We start from the raw sequence: 19,380 nt of genomic DNA on the forward strand, positions 1-19,380 counted from the left end.
AAATCTCCAACATGTTCGCCTCCTTATCCTTTGCTCACAATTTCTGTATATTTTGATAGAGTAACAAAGTAATAAATCAAATACATTGTAAGATAGGCGCCTATTGTCATCATAAATGAATTCATCATGCTCATTCCTAGAAAAGAGGATAAAGCAATTATGATGATCGAGCTATGAGAAATAGCGATTATTAAAGGGATAAGATATATGAAAATCAATTGCTTGGCGATCGATTTCCTAAGCTGTGATGGGCTCATGCCGATTTTTTTAAGTATTTGGTAACGTGGCTGATCCGCTGTTGCTTCTGTTAATAGCTTGTAATGCAGCATACTTCCCGTCGCAAGCAGGAAGACAAATCCTAAAAAGGCACTAATGAAAATAAGCAGCCCATATACTTGAAAGAATTTATGGTAATTATGATAAAAGCTAGAAAAGATATTTTCTCCTTTTGCTGCAAAATCTGCATAAGGATCAATATAGAAAAGCTCACTAAGCTTCTGATCTAGCTCTTTTGCTGATTTCTCATTTTTTAAGCTATATATTTGCAGCTCTTTTGATAAACCGTCTTTTTCTAATTGCTGATAAAGCTCGTCCTTTACAACCATTGGAAAGACGTAAATATCAAGATTTAATAATGTATAATCTTCGTAAGCTGCAATCGTAACCGTATTGTTGTCTGCAAGAGACACCTTTTTTCCAGTAAAAGGGTCGGAGCTTTGATCTAAATTACCATCATAAAAGGTAATGGCCTCGTTTTCACTAAATTGAGTGGTCTCTAGTCCTCTTTTTTCAGCAAGGAGCTGATAAGTGGACTCTGATAAAAGAATAATAGGAAAATCATTTGGTACTCTTCTAATTTCTGATAGATTTCCATTCATTTCGAGGTAATCTATCCTTTCTGCAGACTTAATTTGTTCCTGACCATTTTCTATCATTAATTTTTCTATTGCTGTTTCTTTTTCTGCATCTGGGACTGTATACATGATGCTATAAGGAAAGTTTTTCTTTGAGATATTATTCATATCCGAATAAAGACTGAATGTTGTACCTAATGCGAATAAGGTAAATGTACTTAACATCGCAATAACTGATAAGATTAGTACATTTCCTTTAATTCGGTAGAATAGATGGGTAATACTAATTAAATTGATGCCTTTAAAATAAAATCCTTTCATTTGTGTTAATTTTTGAAGAATAAACATAATAAAAGCTTGTACAAATAAATAAGTTCCAATTAGCATCAAGATAAATGATCCAATAATTGCTTGGAAACCATAGTCATTCCAAAAAGAAGCATCGCTCGGCTGTAGAATAATTGAATAGCCAGCACCGATAAAGAAAATGGCCAGAAGTGCAGCGAGCCAAGAGGCTTTTTTTGGCCTTTTCTCAGCTTTCTTTTCTGCCTTCATTAGCTGTAATAAAGAATGCCGGTAAATAAGGCGATAGTTATGCATGGATGTGAATACAATAATCAGCATGAAACCAATAATGGTCTGAAAAACGGCCTTAATGGACAGTGATAGCTTTGCGATGATCGTTGTCCCCATTAATTTGATTAAAATCATGGCAAAAAGCTTAGAAAGCAATATTCCTAACAATAGGCCGATACATAGTGAAGCAATTCCAAGAATAATATTTTCATAGAACAGAAGCTTGCCAATTTGCTTTTTTTCAATACCAAATAGGGAATAGAGAGCAACTTCCTTCTTCCGGCTCCTAGTAAAAAAAGCATTCGAAAACCAAATGAAGGCGGCAGCAAAGAAAAATAAAAGAATCGATGCTGTTTGAAAAGCTGGTTCGAGTTTTCCATAAACGGTCATGGAATCAATAATTTGCTTGTTGTATTGCAAAGATACAAACGTGAAATAAATGACAATGCTAAATACCATCGGGTAGAGATAGAGCAAATAGGTTTTCGCATTTCTGCGAATATTCCTTGTGGCTAAGCTATATAATGTCATGGTGACCACCGCCCCCGAGCGTTGCAAGAATATCAATGATAGATTGGAAAAATTGCTTTCGAGATTGCTCACCTTTATAAATTTCTGTAAAGATTACACCATCCTTGATGACAAGAACACGCTTGCAGAAGCTTGCCGCATACGCATCATGTGTGACCATTAAGATGGTTGCATTTTCTTTCTCATTTAAAACAGACAATGTTTGCAGCAAGTTATAAGCAGACTTTGAATCAAGCGCACCTGTCGGCTCATCGGCAAAAATCAAGCTTGGATTTGTAATGATTGCACGCGCTGCAGCCGTCCGCTGCTGCTGCCCACCTGATAATTCATATGGATATTGGTCGAGTATCTTTTCGATTCCGAGTAACTCTGAGATTCGCTCAATTCTACTTTCGATTTCTTTTGCAGGGATACTCGAAAGAGCCAGAGGAAGAGCAATATTTTCTTTTGCTGTTAAAGTATCCAGTAAGTTAAAATCTTGAAAAATAAATCCTAACTGCTCTCTTCGGAAACGAGCCAATTCATTTTCAGAAAGGTTCATGATATTTTTATCATTGATTTTTATATAGCCCCCTGTTGGAAAATCAATAGTTGATAGAACATTTAATAACGTAGATTTCCCTGCACCTGAAGGCCCCATGATGCCAACAAACTCTCCGGCAGTTATTTGTAAATCGATATTCTTTAAAGCGAGGTTTACATTACCTCTTTCCCCATATACCTTTTTCACTCCAGCTGCTTCTAGTACAACCATCTTTCTCGACTCCTTTATCGCTGATGAAGGGAGTAAGCCCCCCACTTTATTATCCATTGGATAACTTTACTATAATTGACTAAAGAAAGGGTAACCATAACTTATCCTTACGATTTTTATATGAAACTTACATTTTTGTAACAATAGGAATTAAATGATAGTCTTAGTTGCCTATTTTTTAGTTTTTTTCATTGAATACTAAGTCCAGTGTTCTTTCAAAATTGGAAAATATACTAGGTTAAGAGAATCGTTTTTAATTTTTTGAAAGGTTTAAGTGTAATTTAAGCGAATACATCTTGATAAATTATTACTTGAGGAGGTATTCGTTTTGAAGAAAGGGAAAAAAAGTTCTTCTATTTTGCTTTCAACACTTCTAGTAACATCAGGCTTGTATTTCGCACCTATGAATCTTACTAATACCGCAGAAGCAGCAGAAAATCACGTTATTCACCCAAGCGAAAAGGCATTTGACCAAAAGGTAATTGCTAGAATAAGTGCTGAACGCATGTATGAAGATGTCCGTTTTTTATCTGAAACAATTGGACCAAGGGTAACGGGTACTGAAGGAGAGCAAAGAGCAGCAGAGTTCATTAAAGAACGTCTGCTATCCTACGGTTATGAAGTAAAAACACAAGAATTCAGTGTTCCAGATAAGATGATGGGGCATTTAATGACAAGTGATAACAACGAAGTGCTGGTTAGTATCCCAGCAGGTTCTGCCAATACACAAGAAGGGGGAATAACTGCTGAGCTATATTATGCTGGACTTGGTAAGAGCACGGATTTTACCACTGAAGCAGCAGGGAAAATTGCCCTTATCTCTAGAGGAGAAATTTCATTTAAAGAGAAGGTGGACCATGCAGTTGCTGCAGGAGCCATTGGAGTTCTGATTTATAATAATGTAGATTCACCAGGACCGCTTAACCCTTCTATCGGTGGGGATGTGACAATTCCAGTAGGAGGGATTTCACAAGTAAGCGGTGAGGCATTGCTCAACGATATAGCAGCACAGAATAAAACAGTGACATTGAATGTGAAACGAATCGAAAATGCAAAATCGCAAAACATTATTGCAACTAGAACACCTAAAAAAGATGAAAATCACGACATTGTACACGTTTCGGCCCATTTTGATAGTGTGCCATTTGCGCCAGGTGCAAGTGACAATGCTTCCGGTACAGCCGTTGCATTAGAATTAGCAAGAGTATTAAAAAGCTATCCAATTGAAAAAGAATTAAGATTTGTTTTTGTTGGTGCAGAGGAGATTGGACTCGTAGGTTCAAATTATTATGTGAATCAGTTAAGTCAGGATGAGGTTCAGAGAAGCTTGGCAAACTTCAATATGGATATGGTTGGGACTTCATGGGAAAATGCCACAGCTATCTATATGAATACAGTTGATGGAAATGCAAATATTGTATCGGATACTGCGCTTGCAACAGCAGAAAGAATTGGGACACCGTCTGAATTAGTATTATATAAACGCGGTGCTTCCGATCATGTTTCCTTTCATGATGCTGGAATTCCTGCAGTAAACTTTATTCGCCGTGAACCAGGTACAGCGAATTTAGAGCCTTATTATCACACTCCGCTCGATAAAATCGAATATATCAGTGCTGAACGTTTGAAGGAGGCAGGCGATTTAGTTGGAGCGTCTGTTTATAGCTTGATTAGAAAATAGTTTAATAGAATGCTATGTTAACGAAAAAAGTGAAGTCGAATTTTCTATTCAAATTCTGCTTCATTTTTTTATTGTTTAAATTCTTGAAAAAGCTATATGATAGAGATAAAAACAGGAGAAAGTAAATGAAAGAACAGTATTTTGAGGAATTACTAAATATAAAAACAGCAGGCGACCAAATGGGATTTAATTCGTCTTTCCATTATCATCGTTATGAACCAACCCCGTATCTTGCATTGGAAACATTGTTTCAAAGCTATAAATTGAAAAGCAGTGATCGGATGGTGGATTTTGGCTGTGGAAAAGGGAGATTATCCTTTTATACGAATTATTTGTTCAATGCTTCGGTTGTAGGAGTTGAGATGAACGAGGAATTCTATCAGGATGCAATGGAAAATCGCTATAATTATCTAAAGAAATATAAAAATAGAAAAGAAAAAATTGAATTCCAATGCTGCTTGGCAGAAGAGTACGAGATTAGTCCTTTAGACAATCGCTTTTATTTTTTTAATCCGTTTTCGATACAAATATTTATGAAAATCGTAAAGAAGATTTTGCTTTCTGTGGAGAAATATGAACGTGATATAGAGCTTGTATTATATTATGGCTCTGAAGATTATATCTATTTTTTAGAAAACCAAACGACCTTTGAAATGAAAGAAGAAATCTTGCTTCCAGGTTATAAACATAACTCTTTTGAGAGGTTTTTAATCTATCAATTGTAATACAGAATTTTAGCGAAGAAGGTGGCTATTTTGGATAAAAGGTTTGAAACGATGGTCTTGCACAGTGGTATTGAAAAGAATAAGAAACCGATAAATAGCAAGGTTACTCCTATTTTTCAAACGTCTGCATTTACATTTAATGATTTAGATGATCTTGAGGGATATTATCAAGGCGAGGGCAATTATTTATATTCAAGGGTTGGAAATCCGAATACGGATGAGCTAGGTCAAATGGTGGCTGCGATTGAAAGTGCTCCAGCAGGCGTAGCAACTTCATCAGGGTTGTCTGCTATTCTAGCAGCGATCCTTTCCGTAGTTAGGAGCGGAGATCATATTGTTGCTGCCGATGATGTATACGGAGGCAGCTTCCATCTATTAAAAGAAGAGTTGAAGCAGCTTGGAATTGAAACAACATTCGTATCCTTTTCAGATTTACAGAAGGTTGAGCAGGTCATGTTGCCAAATACAAAGCTCCTATATACTGAATCGATTACAAATCCGCTTTTAAGAGTGGAGGAACTAGCATCCGTAGTTGAACTGGCTAAAAAATACGGAGTAGCGACTCTAGTGGATAATACCTTTGCAACACCTTATCATTGCACTCCTTTTACATTAGGGGTAGATTTAGTCGTTCATAGTGCAACTAAATATATTGGAGGCCATAGTGATGTGACTGCAGGTGTGGTAGTGGGAAGCAATGATTTAATAGAAAAGGCAAGAGCAAAAGTAGTGAATCTAGGTACAAATGTTAGCCCATTTGAAGCATGGCTTACATGCCGCGGTATCAAAACATTGGCACTTCGAATGAAAACTCAATCTTTTAATGCTAGAAGATTAGCTGAAGCGTTAAAAGGTAATTCTAATGTTTCGAAGGTATACTATCCATTTCAGCATGCGGAAGCTGGATACGGGGCGATGGTTACCATTGAACTCTCGAAAAATATTGATATCAATCAATTTCTCAAATCCTTATCATGGGTAAAAATTGTTCCTACACTTGCAGGGGTGGAAACAACTGTTTCTCATCCTTTGACAACTTCACACCGTGCACTGCCTCCTGAAGCTAATGAGGCCTTAGGCATTACAAGAGAAGTAATCAGAGTTTCAGTAGGAATTGAACACCCAGAAGATATTATTCTTGCTTTTGAACATGCGATAGAAAGATCAATAATTCAATAATGCCCCATCTAGGTGGGGGTATTTTCCATCCAAGCTAATTAGAAATTGGCATTGGGTGGATTTTTTTTTTGATTTGTATGTTTCATTTTGCCGACCTAATCATTTTCGATGAAAAAAATGTAGAATTTTGAAAAATTAAAATATATTGACAAAAAACTAAAAAGATATTACCATTATTCCAATCATATTACTTGGTTATAAGAAGGGAGATAAAAAAATGTTACAAATGATCCTAACAGGTTTATTATGTGGAGCATTGCTTGGATTTGTTATGCAAAGAGGGCGCTTCTGCCTTACAGGCGGATTTAGAGATATGTATATTGCAAAAGATAATCGAATGTTTTATGCCCTCTTGATTGCAATTGCTGTGCAAAGTATTGGGGTATACTCATTAATTCAGCTTGGCATGATTGAATTTTCAGCAGGAGCTTTCCCTTGGATTGCAACAATTGTTGGTTCATTTATTTTTGGAATTGGAATTGTGTTTGCTGGAGGATGTGCAACTGGAACATGGTATCGTGCTGGGGAAGGTCTTATTGGGAGTTGGATTGCCCTTTTTGGCTATATGGTTATGAGTGCCATTATGAAATCAGGTCCATTAACACCTCTGGATCAATCATTACAATCTGTTCAGCTCCCTAAAAATTCAATTGCTGAATCAACGGGTTTATCTGTATGGGTGTTTATTTCTATATTTGCAGCCATTGTCCTTTGGATTTTAATTAAAGAGCAAAGAAAGCCAAAAGTGGTTATTCCGACGATGAAGCCAAAGAGAAAAGGACTTGCTCATTTATTATTTGAAAAACGTTGGCATCCATTTTTTACTGCATTGATAGTTGGTTTGATAGCTATTCTAGCTTGGCCTCTAAGTGAGGCAACAGGAAGAATGTATGGTCTTGGAATTACAACACCATCAGCAAATATTCTTCAATATTTAGTAACTGGTGATCAAAAAATTTTAAATTGGGGAGTTTTCCTTGTTCTTGGAATTTTTCTCGGTTCTTTTATAGCAGCTAAAGGAAGCCGTGAATTTCGCTTTAGAATGCCTGATACCAAAACAGGAATTTCTAGCTTTATAGGGGGAATTTTAATGGGCTTTGGTGCTAGTCTTGCTGGAGGATGTTCCATTGGTAATGGATTGGTCATGACAGCAATGATGACTTGGCAAGGCTGGGTCTCCCTATTATTTATTATTTTAGGAACGTGGACAGCATCATATTTTGTTTTTGTACGGCCAATTGTGAAAAAGAAATCTTTAAATTCAGGAACACCAATTACAACAGCTTAGGAGGAAGTAAACATGCAACAAACATTAGAAGTGATGGGTCAGGTTTGTCCTTTTCCGCTTATAGAAGCAAAGAAGGTTATTGAAGAATTAAAATCAGGAGATGAACTGGTCATTCAATTTGATTGTACTCAAGCAACTGAAAGTATTCCTCGCTGGGCAGCAGAATCCGGGCACACAGTGACGAATTTTGAACAACTTAGTGAAGCAGCTTGGACAATAACTGTAAAAAAGAAATGAAAAGAAAGTGTTAGCCCTAGTTTGATACTGGGGCTATTTTTTTGAAAATAATCTTTGCTGATAATAAACATTCATGTTCCTTCGCTCCTAGCTAAAATTAAATCAATTGAGGCTGCCAGGGCTGGGGATCAAGGTCGAGGATTTGCTGTGGTAGCAGATGAAGTTCGAAAGCTAGCAGAATTATCGGCTCAATCGGCACAGGAAATATCACAATTAATTGTCATGATTCAAAATGAAACAAATCATGCCATTCAATCAATGGGTTCTGCCACAACAGAAGTGGTTGAAGGAATTGGAAAAGTGAATAAGGCAGGGAAATCTTTTGGAATCATACAAAATTCTATCGAAGAGGTATCCATTCAGATTCAGGAAGTATCCTCCGCTGTACAGCAAATGGCTTCCGGAGCGGAACGTGTAGTTCGTTCAATGGAGTTTGTCTCTAAAATAGAAGAAGAGGTTGCAGTACAAACGAAAGACGTATCAGGATCAACGGAAGAACAATTGGCTTCAATTGAGGAGGTTTCCTCATCAGCGGGTGCTTTAGCTAACATGGCTGAAGAATTACAAATGCTTATTAAAAAGTTCAAAATATAAAAATTTCGTTACATCAAAAAAGTTCATACTTTCTTAATAATATTCAACATTTTTAGTATTAAAAATACTCTTAGTCATGCTAAAATCGGGGAAAAGGAGGAGGAAAAATGAACTTAACATACAAAAATATCATCGTTGCTATTGATGGATCAGAAGAGGCAGAATGGGCTTTTAAAAAAGCGGTGGAAATTTCAAAGAGAAACGATGCCGAATTGCATCTTGTTCACATTATTGAATTAAGAACCTATCCGTCAGATGCTGCTTCCATTAAGCAAAGAGCAGAGAAGCGTGGAACAGAACTATTAGATCGCTATAAGAAAATGGCATCTGAACAAGGTCTTCAGAAAGTAGACAAAGTGATCGAATTTGGTTCTCCGAAAGTAACAATTACGAAAAAGATAGCCCCAAAAATTGTAGCCGATTTAATTATTTGTGGCGCTACAGGGTTATATGCAGTCGAACGTCTATTGATCGGAAGTGTTTCCGAGAACATTACTCGTTCTGCGAATTGTGATGTACTTGTCGTAAGAACACAAAAAAATGAAGAATAACTAACCAAACATTAAATAGGCTTGAGCTAAAGTACTAGACAAAAGCGCGTCATTCATACTCCTTTGAATGGCGCGTTTTTGTTCATGAGAAAAAGTATAACTTTTCTAGAGTTCGAGTATTGTCAAGCTCCATAAGGAAGGCCTCGACAGCGTAATCATCGCACGACTAAAAGCGGTAGCTTTTAGGAGGAGCGCCTACCCCCGACGTACAGGACGTACTAGTGTCGACAATGCGACAGGACAAGGAATGCTACGTCAGCGACACTTCGCACGACCAAAAGAGAAGCTTTTGGGAGGATGTCGCGTTTTTTGTCGACCTCGAGGTCACAAGCTTGTCTAGTTGCAGCTCCTAGGGACGAATGTCTAGCCAATCCCAGCCAGAAGACAAAGAACGTCTTCTAGCTGGGCTCGTCTTATGCTGTCGTCCCTAAACAGTCGCCTCCACATTTCGATCAATCCTCAAAGAAAGGTAAAGAACACCTTTCCGTGAGGCTCGTCTTGTGCTTGTCGGGGGTGACCACTAAGGAAAGCTTCTTAGAATGATCCTCGCAGGAACAATCTGAACTTTGATTGTTCCGAAGGCGCTTTCGCTTTTCTGGGCTAATCGGAAAGTTTAAGTTTTTTTAACGTATTAAAGTAAAGTGTGTTTTCAATAAAATATCTGCTAATAAGATCGCATAAGAAAAACTAAGGCATTCACCAAAAAGGACTTGGCGAACGCCAAGTTTTTCTAACTACGTCTTAAGCCTTAGATTAATTTAAGGTTGAGGTCTATGGAATGGATTTTGTTTTTCGTGTATCTTTATAATTAGAAAAGGAAAATTTTTATGAGCTGAAACTATAAGTTCATTTATACGTATATATATTAAGGATTTAAGTCAGGAGTCGATTGATGATGAATCAATTTTTAGCCTATTTACTGCGAATGTTAATTGCCGTTCCTACAAGCTCCTTTGTATGGCTGCTGAGCTTCCTCGTTTTTGACCAAACCTTTTTACTTTCAGGAGCAATTGGACTTGGGGGAGGGGCCCTTGCTTATTGGCTAACGAAATCAATACAAAAGCACAGATTCTTAAAAACCCATCAACTTACGAGAAAAGAGTATCAGTATATCAAGAAAAATATAGATGATGCAAAGCGTAAAATCGCTCGCTTGCATAAGGCGCTTTTTTCGATTCGCCATATCCCATCATTAAAACAAAGAGTGGAATTAATTCGGACATCCAAGAAAATATACCGTTTAACGAGAAATGAGCCAAAACGATTTTATAAAGCAGAACCATTCTATTTTTCCCATCTAGACTCTGCGGTTGAGCTTTCGGAAAAATATGTTTTCCTATCCGTACAATCAAAAAAGACACGGGAGATTGACCAATCACTATATGAGACCCGTTATACACTAGAGCAGCTGACAGCTTTAGTGGAGGAAGACCTGTACAAAGTGATTTCAGATGATATTGATCAGCTTAACTTCGAAATTGATGTTGCAAAACACACGATAAAAACGAACAAGGACTCACGAATTATTGATGAAAGCAGGCGATTAAAATGAGCGAACAAAATCCATCCCTTTTAAAAAATACAGATTTAATGGATGACTTGCTATCCAATCCATTTGGGGATACAAAAGAGCTTTCGAGTGAAAATGAGCCGATAAAGGAGAAACGAGTAAAGCTTGTTGATGTCATTCCCGAAGAAAATAGAATAAAAGCCTATCAGCTTGCAGAGCAAATTGATCCAAAAAACCATCAGGCGATGATTTCCTATGGCACACCAGCTCAGTCGAAATTATTGTCCTTCTCTAATACAATGCTTGAGCATGTCCAGAAAAAGGACATTGGTGAAGTTGGAGAAATTATTAGCGAATTAATGATGAAATTTAATGATGTCAATCCAGATGATTTAAAGGTAGAGAAATCATCTTTTCTGTCTCGAATGTTTGGCAGAATCTCTAGCTCGATTCAAGAAACTTTATCTAAATATCAAAAAACAGGTGCACAAATTGACAGAATTAGTGTAAAGCTAGAGCGAAGCAAGAACGTGCTATTATCAGATGTTGTCATGCTCGAAAAGCTCTACGAAAATAATAAAGAATATTTTCATGCATTAAATGTCTATATCGCAGCTGGGGAAATTAAACTAGAAGAATTAAATGAGAAAATCATTCCTGAGCTAAAAAAAGCTGCTGAGGAATCAAATGATCAGATGAAATTCCAAGAAGTAAATGATATGATTCAGTTCGCTGATCGATTGGATAAACGTCTATACGATTTAAAATTAAGTCGTGAAATTACGATTCAAAGCGCTCCGCAAATTCGTCTTATTCAAAACACGAACCAAGCACTTGTGGAAAAAATTCAATCTTCCATCATGACTGCTATCCCGCTCTGGAAGAATCAAGTGGCAATTGCTCTAACGTTAATTAGGCAGAGGCATGCAGTAGAGGCCCAAAAGCAAGTTTCAAAAACAACAAATGAATTACTGCTAAAAAATGCTGAAATGCTGAAGACAAATACGATTGAAACAGCAAGGGAAAATGAGCGCGGACTCGTTGATATTGAAACATTAAAGAAGACTCAAGAAAATTTAATTTCAACCTTGGAAGAAACACTGAAGATTCAAGAGGAAGGGCGTCATAAACGCCGCATGGCTGAGCAAGAGTTAGCTACCATGGAGAATGATTTAAGACAAAAGTTGCTAGAGATTAAGGAATAAAAACCTTGAATAGGAAGAGGCTGTCCCAAAGGTCATAAAATTATACCTTTTTGGGACAGCCGTTTGTTTTTAATGGTTAAATTTCTTTCTTCCAAACCTTCTTGTTCTATTTCACGTTATTTGCCTTCACTTCTACTGTCAGACCAATTGAAGATGTAAAAGTTGGAGCCATAAATCCAAATAATACTTATAATAACGTAAAGTATAAAGAGTTTCTTCTTGTTCATTTGTTTATTGTAACTCCTGTCCCTATCATAATGGTAAGTAATTGATGCTTCCATTTAGCCATGTTCGTAATAGTATACCTATAATAAAATATTCAATAAACATTTTATCTTAGTTTGATAGGCAGTTAATGACCTACAATATGTTATTGGAGGAATCATAGTGGAAGTAAGCTCAAACATAAAATTCTGTAGGTCTGTCCATCGGAGGCGGACAGGGCTATGCAGTTATTTTTGAAAAAGAAGATTTAAACGATGTAACAAGCACTCCCATAAATTAACGTAAAATACCTTAATATAATACGATAGAAGGAGCATGTTTAGAAAGAAAGATTATTCAAAACATGCTCCCTTTTTTCCCTGTTCAAATTTTATTATTTATTTTGAGATAAATATCTTATAAATCTTGACAGACCCGAGAAAGAAGAAATAAAGAAACTCCTGCTAAAATAAGCTAAAATAGGCTATATAAAGTTATGTAGTAGGAGTGACGAAAATAGTGTATTTAACAGTAGAAGAAACAGCCGATTATTTATCTGTGTCTGTAGCATATGTAGAAAATTTAATATTACAAGGAAAAATTCGAGTTTTGCATGATGGTGAGGGTGTCGTTTTGATTTCCAAAGATCAGTTCAAAACACATTTTGAACAGCTTGAGAAATATAAAAAATTAGTGGAGGAATTGGCGAATGAGCCAATTCCAGAAGATAAAGATATTAAAGATGAAGACTAGTAAAATCACAAAATTTTACAAATGTACTTTTTTTAGTTAATCTTAAATTATTAAAAGAAAAAAGGAGGAATTGGATATGTATGATATTACGATTATCGGAATAGGTCCAGCAGGCGGAAGTGCAGCTTTATTCGCTGCTAAAGCAGGTAAAAAGGTAGTAGTCATTGATAATGATAAAAGTGTAACGAAGCGTGCATGGTTAGAAAATCACTACGGAGTAATGGAGATTTCTGGTCCGGAATTAGTAGAGATAGGAAAAAAGCAGGCTGCTAAATTCGGTGCTGAGCTCGTGGAAGCAACGGTTGAAAATATTGAAAAGGCGGAAACAGGTTTTACTATCCAAACAGCAGATCAGAAAATTGAAACAAAGCACGTCATTGTGGCAACAGGAATGTTAACAGACCTCGCTGAAAAAGTAGGTTTACATACAAAGCCAGGAACTGAGCCGCGTATTAAAACAATTTTAGATGTCGATGCAAACGGAAAAACAAATATTGATGGAATATGGGCAGCAGGTACCGTTGCAGGTGTTAGTATGCACACGATCATCACTGCAGGGGACGGAGCAAAAGTTGCCATTAATGTGATTAGCGAACTAAATGGTGAGCGCTACGTTGACCATGATATGATAAAGTAAAATACACAGATTGAGCCATCCTCTTCTTTCAAAATGGTAGAGGGTGGCTTTTTCGTGTGTGACTTAGGCTCAAGCTTTATTACCTGTGCTTTTTGTCCTAATCTATTAATCAATAGAAAAAAATAGAATTTACGTCCTACTATTATCTAGTAATAAATACACTTATCTGAACATTTACAATAATCTATCATTGGTAATATAAACCTATGGTAGGAGGATTTCTATGAAAAAGCCATTTTTATCAATCGCACTTGCATCTATTTTAGCATTTGGAGCAACCGGCACTCAGGCTGCATTAGCAAAGCCAATAGAAGTTATGCAGAATCAGCCAGTAAAAGTATTCGATCATAAGGTTATTAAGAAGATTAATGCAGAAAACATTTTCAATAATATTGATTACCTATCGAAAACTCCGCGTGTAGCTGGGACCGAAGCAGAGAATCTGGCTGTAAAGTATATTAAAGACCAATTTGAATCTTATGGCTATGAAGTAGATATCCAGCCATTTACGTTTTACGGATATACTCCTCCACACACAATTGATTTAGACGTTGCAGGATATAACGGTGAACTTAATCCAACCTCCTTTACATATTCCGTTAGTGGAAACGTATCAGGTGAGCTTGTTTATGCTGGATTAGGCAAAAAAGAAGAGCTCGCCAATCAAAATCTCACTGGAAAAATTGCACTGATTAAACGTGGAGATATTAGTTTTGGAGAGAAAGTTTTAAATGCCGCTGAAAAAGGTGCTGTAGGGGTCATTATCTTTAATAATACAAGTGGAGCCGTAAATGGAACACTTGGAGAAGCGAATGATAAATATGTTCCTGCTGTTGCATTGACGAAATCAGAGGGTGACGCCCTTTTGGCTCAACTAAATGGTGGCAAAACATTACAGGCTTCCTTAAAAATTGAGGGGGCACGAGCAGGAGAAAGCACCTCTCATAATGTCATTGCAACAAAAAAACCTACAAATAAAAAGAAAGACACGAATAAGATTATTGTAGTGGGTTCTCACCATGATTCTGTTGCAGGAGCACCGGGGGCAAATGATGATGCCTCTGGAACAGCAACGACACTTGAGCTTGCACGCGTCTTTAAAGATGTGCCAACTGATACAGAAATCCGCTTTATTACATTTGGTGCGGAAGAGCTAGGATTACTTGGATCCAACTATTATGTTAAAAATCTATCAGAGGACGAAAAAGAACGCACAATTGCTAATTTCAATTTAGATATGGTCGGAAGTAAGGATGCTGGAGATCTCGTATTGCTTACACTTGATGGCAAACCAAACCTTGTTACAGAGCTTTCACAAGCATCTAGTACAAGATTAAATGGTTCACCAACGCCGTACGACCAAGGTGGGCGCAGTGACCATGTTCCGTTTGCTGAAGCTGGAATCCCTGCAGCATTATTTATCCATAGCCCTACAGAGCCTTGGTACCACACTCCAGAGGATTCGATTGATAAAATTAGTAAAGAAAAGCTTCAGGATGTAGCAGAGATTGTCGGAGCAGCAGTCTATGACCTAGCACGCTTTGACAATATGGGGCCAAAACCAAAGAAAGCGCCAAAGGTAAAAGCGGATATTGATCAATACCATGAGAAGGATGTAAGATAAAGAGAATGTATAAAGCTAGTTCCCTGTCAGGAAGGGAACTAGCTTTTTCTATGTCAAGATAGTTGATGATTAATAATCTAGAAAATTATTCAAAACTAAATTTTTTTAGAATGAAATGGATGGATTGAAGCATGTTAAAATAGGTTCAATGATTTGAGCTTTAAGGAAGAAGGAGTCATTTTGAAACATATTCGAATCTATTTATTACTTATTGGAGTTATGGTAGCGTGGGGAGTCAATGTTCCGATTTTAAAAATTCTTGTTAGTTATTTTCCTCCGGTTACAATTACCTCATTGCGTATTTTTACAGCTGGATTAAGTGTATTTATTATTATGGCCGCGCTAAAAAAAATTCGGAAGCCTAGTTTAGGAGAATGGAAGTTTATTATCATTGGCTGCTTGTTAAACATTGTCGGGCACCATTTCTTTTTAGCAATCGGTTTAACAAGTACAACGGCTACGAATGGCGGGTTAATTTTAGGAACAGGACCGTTATTAACAGCTATTCTGTCGTCTGTCTTCCTACGCAATATGCCAACAGTCATTCAAGTGCTTGGATTCATCTTTGGAAGTGCAGGGGTTTCGTTTATTGTCTTGTCGGGTGAAAAGGGGCTATCAGGCTTGTCGATCGGCGACTTTTATGTGTTCTTATCGATATTGTCGCAAGCACTTAGCTTTATTCTCATCAGTAAGGCAGCAAAAACTTTGGATCCTCGTTTATTAACAGGATACATGCTTATCATTGGAAGCATCCTATTATTTTTCATAGGTCTTTGGCAAGAACCTAATGGAATAGAAGGAATTTTTCACGCACCGTTAATATTATGGGTTGCCTTTTTTTCTTCTGCTATCATTGCGACGGCATTGGGGCATATGGTTTATAATTCAGCGATCAAAAAAATTGGACCTGCTGAGGCATCAATTTTTATGAATTTGAGTACTTTCTTTTCGTTAATAGGATCTGCAGTCCTCTTAAATGAGGAGATTACTCCTGTACACTTATTCGGATTGATGCTAATCGTTTCTGGTGTTATTTTCGGATCAGGTGCTTTGGAGGAATTGATAAAGAAACGAAGGAGAAGGGGATTGGTTTAACCTAGAACTCAAGGACTCCACTTGGGTGGAGTCCTTAAATTTCACGTTAAGCGTATAAATTGCCAGCACAGAAGATGATCCGACGTAGTTGCTAATTTTAGGAATTAAGTACGACGGACAGGATGTCCTAGTCGGGCGAATGCCACAGGATAAGGAAAGCTTCGTCAGCGATACATCGCACGACCAAAAGAGAAGCTTTTGGGAGGACGTGGCATATATGAGCGCGATAAGTGCAACTACGCCTCTGTCTTCGCCTTTCTAAGGCTCGCCAATCGGCGAGTTTCCTTTATGAGAAATTGGCCATGTTAGGAAAGGGATTATTTAGTTTAATAACCTTTAACATAATCGACTAAATTAATTGGGAGCTCGTCTCCTTTAAGATAACTCTTTAAATTTGGAATAAAAATATCTTCAATGACACGTTTATTATAATGTTCAGTTGATCCGGCTGTGTGAGGCGTGATAATTACATTTTCAAGCTCCCATAATGGGCTGTTTTCCCTGAGCGGTTCCTTTTCAAATACATCCAAGCCAGCACCAGCGATTTTTTCTTCCTGCAGTGCCTTGATAAGGTCAGCTTCCACAACAATGTCGCCGCGGGCGATGTTAATGAAGAATGAAGATGGCTTCATTAAGTTAAACTGTTCTTTGTTAAATAAAAGTTTTGTTTCCTTCGTAAGTGGAAGGGTTATGACAACATAGTCACAATCAGGTAATACATCATTCATCTGATCAAGCTTATACATCGTGTCAACATTTTCTTCAGGATGGCCAGAACGACGGAAGCCTAAAACGTTCATTCCAAAAGCCTTTGCAATTTTTGCTGTTTCCTTTCCAATGGCACCTACGCCAAAAAGACCCATTGTTTTTCCATGAAGTTCAAGCTTTAATCCAGAATGATGCCATGTTCTAGATTGTTGATTCTTAACATATGTATTAATTTTTCTTGTAAGTCCAAGCATAAGTGCAAAGATTGTTTCAGATATAGGGAATGAATGAACACCGTTTGCTGATGTTAATTGGATATGGTGAGAATTCAATTCTTCTAAAGGCATACTATTTATTCCGGCAGACCATGATTGAACCCAACGCAGCTTTGAATCATTGTTAAATACATATTCTGCTAAATCTTTCTTCCAGCCAGCAATGATTTCAGCTTCTTTCAAATGATCCCGCCAAATCGTTTGATCTTTTCCAATTACAAGCTCCCAATCAGGGACAATTTCTTTAATGGAATCAATTAGATCTTGATCTAGATTTTGCGTAATAATCATTTTTCTCTTATCCATCTTATTTCCCCCTTTTTAACATATAGTATTATCATAGGAACAAATGCGCAAGTGCCTTGCTCACCTCCGACAAGCACAAGACGAGCCTCACGGAAAGGTGTTCTTTACCTTTCTGGGAGGATTGGCTTGTGACCTCGAGGAGGTAGGCGCTGGAGCTGAACGTAGATAATCTATATCTCAAGTTATCAACAGATAGCGAAAATTATAATTTCCTATATAACAAAAAAAGGAAGATCCAATAAGGAACTTCCTCTCTAAACTTTGGATGTTAATCTTATGATAAAAATTCATTTGGATTCAAGCCTAATTCTATACAAATTTCGGATACAATTTGCTTTTCACTTGGATCAAAATGTCCATCCGCATAGCCAAGTGCAATACAATAGCGTGCAACTAAGCGAGCGATTTCAGGTTTTGATCGAACCCGACCTAAAGCTTTAAACGCCTCTGCACGTCCGATGATTGAATCACGTTCGATTTTTTGGACAAAGTAGTTAAATTGCTGGATGACTTTGTTCGAATCAAAAACTCGTAATTCCTCACTTTGATTGACAAACTCCATCATTTTTTGACGTTCCGTTTCGTCAAGTCTTCCATCTGCTAGTGAAACGAGTGCACATGCGGCAACTACTGCATCCATCACATCTTGACTCTTATAGCGGGCAAATACTTCTTGGGCATTCCTTTTTTGTTGATTTGCCCATTGTGCATAATCTGTTTGGTTTGGGGACCATGTATTTTGGCAATTGTTACAATTAAATTTGAGCTGTTTTTTACCAATAAAACCACCAAGTAAACCAACAGGTCCCAGGATAAGACTACCAATCGCTGCTTTTCCAAGTCCAAAGCCTTTTTGACCTGTCCGTACATTAGAAGAGCCGCAGCGAGTACAAAGAATATTGTCTCCTCCATATGATTGAGAGGAGGAGTAGGGCTGACCATAGGAAGGCTGGTTATAGCCAGAGTGATTTACCTGCTGACCGAAGCTGGACTGATTATAGGATGTATTTGGTTGACCATTGTGTTCGAATCCATTTTGATTGAAGCTTGATTGATTCTGTTGTGATTGTCCGAATCCATATTGGTTATTCGGTTGCTGTGATTGTCCGGATCCATATTGGTTATTCGGTTGCTGTGATTGTCCGGATCCATATTGGTTATTCGGTTGCTGAGAATGACCAAAACTTGGTTGATTATAGGATGAATGTTGTTGGCCTGAGTATGAATTATTAGATTGTGACGGCTGTGAGCCTCCGAAGTTCGAGTTGGATTGGTAGGCTGGTTGTGAAGGCGCAGGCTCATCATCAATATGTACGCCGAAATTTCTGCACAGAGCTGCTAAACCACCTTGGAATCCGCTCGCTATCGCATTGAATTTCCATTCGCCATTATGCCGGTAAAGCTCAGCAGCCACGATGGCGGTTTCCACAGTGAAATCGCGCCCAAGGTCAAAGCGAATTAGTTCCTCATTCGTAACTGCGTTAAAAATTCTTACATACGCATTAGAAACTTGTCCAAAATTTTGCTGTTTTAAATGCGCATCATGGATGGTAATCGTAAAAGCGATTCGATGAATAGAAGGAGGAACTTTATTCAAATCGATTCTAATTTGCTCATCATCTCTAGCCCCAGCCCCTGTTCGATTATCTCCGGCATAAATGATCGATCCGTTCCCGCCAGAAGGATTATTATAGAATACAAAATCCAAATCACTTTGTACCTTGCCAGTGGGGCCAATTAAAAAGGCGGAGGCATCGAGATCATATTGAGAATGGCTTTGGCTAACATCCCACCCCAACCCGGCGACCACAACCTCTAAACCTGGATGAGACTTAGTTAAATCCACTTTTTGACCTTTACGTAAAGTTACACCCACAAATATTCACTCCAATCGATATAAAATGTTATAGAGTATAATAAATTTTATAAAAAATATTCCGACTAAATTTTTTTCTATTAATTCCATATCTATTATAAAGCACAATGAAATCAAAAGGAAAATAATAACCTATTAAAAATAGCCAGACTCTTTGTGAGACTGACTATCTATATAAGAATAGCTATATTGTGCATTCTGAGAGTTAGAATACTAT

17 protein-coding genes are annotated in these 19,380 nt (G+C 37.4%); 13 read left to right on the top strand and 4 right to left on the bottom strand.

Features of this window, described 5'->3' with window-relative positions; genetic code table 11:
* Window positions 1-23: 23 nt before the first annotated feature.
* Both KHA94_RS17220 and KHA94_RS17225 read right to left on the bottom strand, forming a co-directional pair.
* Window positions 24-1,961 carry an FtsX-like permease family protein gene (locus tag KHA94_RS17220; RefSeq protein WP_213103378.1) on the bottom strand — a complete coding sequence of 646 codons (1,938 nt, stop codon included), beginning with the start codon at window positions 1,959-1,961 and terminating at the stop codon, window positions 24-26.
* Window positions 1,948-2,715, bottom strand: coding sequence for an ABC transporter ATP-binding protein (locus tag KHA94_RS17225; RefSeq protein ID WP_213103379.1), 768 nt, complete (start codon window positions 2,713-2,715; stop codon window positions 1,948-1,950). Before KHA94_RS17225 ends, KHA94_RS17220 begins: the two co-directional genes overlap by 14 nt.
* 328 nt (window positions 2,716-3,043) lie before the next feature.
* Between KHA94_RS17225 and KHA94_RS17230 the strand changes: the two genes are divergently transcribed.
* The 13 genes from KHA94_RS17230 to KHA94_RS17290 all read left to right on the top strand — a co-directional run bounded on the left by KHA94_RS17230 (window position 3,044) and on the right by KHA94_RS17290 (window position 15,998).
* Window positions 3,044-4,396, top strand: coding sequence for a M20/M25/M40 family metallo-hydrolase (locus KHA94_RS17230; protein WP_213103380.1), 1,353 nt, complete (start codon window positions 3,044-3,046; stop codon window positions 4,394-4,396).
* Between the two features lie 125 nt (window positions 4,397-4,521).
* The gene (locus tag KHA94_RS17235; RefSeq protein ID WP_213103381.1) at window positions 4,522-5,121 is read left to right on the top strand and encodes a methyltransferase; all 600 of its coding nucleotides are present in this window, start codon (window positions 4,522-4,524) and stop codon (window positions 5,119-5,121) included.
* Between the two features lie 30 nt (window positions 5,122-5,151).
* Window positions 5,152-6,300 (top strand): trans-sulfuration enzyme family protein, encoded by a 1,149-nt coding sequence (locus KHA94_RS17240; RefSeq protein ID WP_249365575.1) that lies wholly within the window; start codon window positions 5,152-5,154, stop codon window positions 6,298-6,300.
* A gap of 217 nt (window positions 6,301-6,517) precedes the next feature.
* On the top strand, window positions 6,518-7,588 hold the full coding sequence (locus tag KHA94_RS17245; RefSeq protein ID WP_213103382.1) for a YeeE/YedE family protein: 1,071 nt from the start codon (window positions 6,518-6,520) through the stop codon (window positions 7,586-7,588).
* Between the two features lie 12 nt (window positions 7,589-7,600).
* Window positions 7,601-7,825, top strand: a complete 225-nt coding sequence (locus KHA94_RS17250; protein WP_213103383.1) for a sulfurtransferase TusA family protein — start codon at window positions 7,601-7,603, stop codon at window positions 7,823-7,825.
* 54 nt (window positions 7,826-7,879) lie between these two features.
* Window positions 7,880-8,419, top strand: coding sequence for a methyl-accepting chemotaxis protein (locus KHA94_RS17255; protein WP_213103384.1), 540 nt, complete (start codon window positions 7,880-7,882; stop codon window positions 8,417-8,419).
* A 107-nt stretch (window positions 8,420-8,526) separates the two neighbouring features.
* On the top strand, window positions 8,527-8,970 hold the full coding sequence (locus KHA94_RS17260; protein ID WP_213103385.1) for a universal stress protein: 444 nt from the start codon (window positions 8,527-8,529) through the stop codon (window positions 8,968-8,970).
* 892 nt (window positions 8,971-9,862) lie between these two features.
* Window positions 9,863-10,522 (top strand): 5-bromo-4-chloroindolyl phosphate hydrolysis family protein, encoded by a 660-nt coding sequence (locus KHA94_RS17265; RefSeq protein WP_338030810.1) that lies wholly within the window; start codon window positions 9,863-9,865, stop codon window positions 10,520-10,522.
* A complete protein-coding gene (locus KHA94_RS17270; RefSeq protein WP_213103386.1) occupies window positions 10,519-11,685 on the top strand; it encodes a toxic anion resistance protein in 1,167 nt (388 codons plus the stop codon). The genes KHA94_RS17265 and KHA94_RS17270 overlap by 4 nt, the downstream gene beginning before the upstream one ends.
* A 723-nt stretch (window positions 11,686-12,408) precedes the next feature.
* Window positions 12,409-12,642 (top strand): excisionase family DNA-binding protein, encoded by a 234-nt coding sequence (locus KHA94_RS17275; protein WP_213103387.1) that lies wholly within the window; start codon window positions 12,409-12,411, stop codon window positions 12,640-12,642.
* A 76-nt stretch (window positions 12,643-12,718) separates the two neighbouring features.
* Window positions 12,719-13,279, top strand: coding sequence for an NAD(P)/FAD-dependent oxidoreductase (locus tag KHA94_RS17280; RefSeq protein WP_213103388.1), 561 nt, complete (start codon window positions 12,719-12,721; stop codon window positions 13,277-13,279).
* A 223-nt stretch (window positions 13,280-13,502) separates the two neighbouring features.
* Window positions 13,503-14,903 (top strand): M28 family peptidase, encoded by a 1,401-nt coding sequence (locus KHA94_RS17285; protein WP_213103389.1) that lies wholly within the window; start codon window positions 13,503-13,505, stop codon window positions 14,901-14,903.
* Window positions 14,904-15,083: 180 nt separating this feature from the next.
* Window positions 15,084-15,998: a DMT family transporter gene (locus tag KHA94_RS17290; protein ID WP_213103390.1), complete on the top strand. Its 915-nt coding sequence runs from the start codon at window positions 15,084-15,086 to the stop codon at window positions 15,996-15,998.
* A gap of 326 nt (window positions 15,999-16,324) precedes the next feature.
* Here the strand turns inward: KHA94_RS17290 and KHA94_RS17295 are convergent, their stop codons facing one another.
* Window positions 16,325-17,287, bottom strand: coding sequence for a D-2-hydroxyacid dehydrogenase (locus KHA94_RS17295; RefSeq protein WP_213103391.1), 963 nt, complete (start codon window positions 17,285-17,287; stop codon window positions 16,325-16,327).
* A gap of 274 nt (window positions 17,288-17,561) precedes the next feature.
* Window positions 17,562-19,163, bottom strand: a complete 1,602-nt coding sequence (locus KHA94_RS17300) for a TerD family protein (protein WP_213103392.1) — start codon at window positions 19,161-19,163, stop codon at window positions 17,562-17,564.
* Window positions 19,164-19,380: the final 217 nt, after the last annotated feature.

Source organism: Cytobacillus citreus, assembly GCF_018343665.1.
Taxonomy (GTDB): Bacteria; Bacillota; Bacilli; order Bacillales; family Cytobacillaceae; genus Cytobacillus; species Cytobacillus citreus.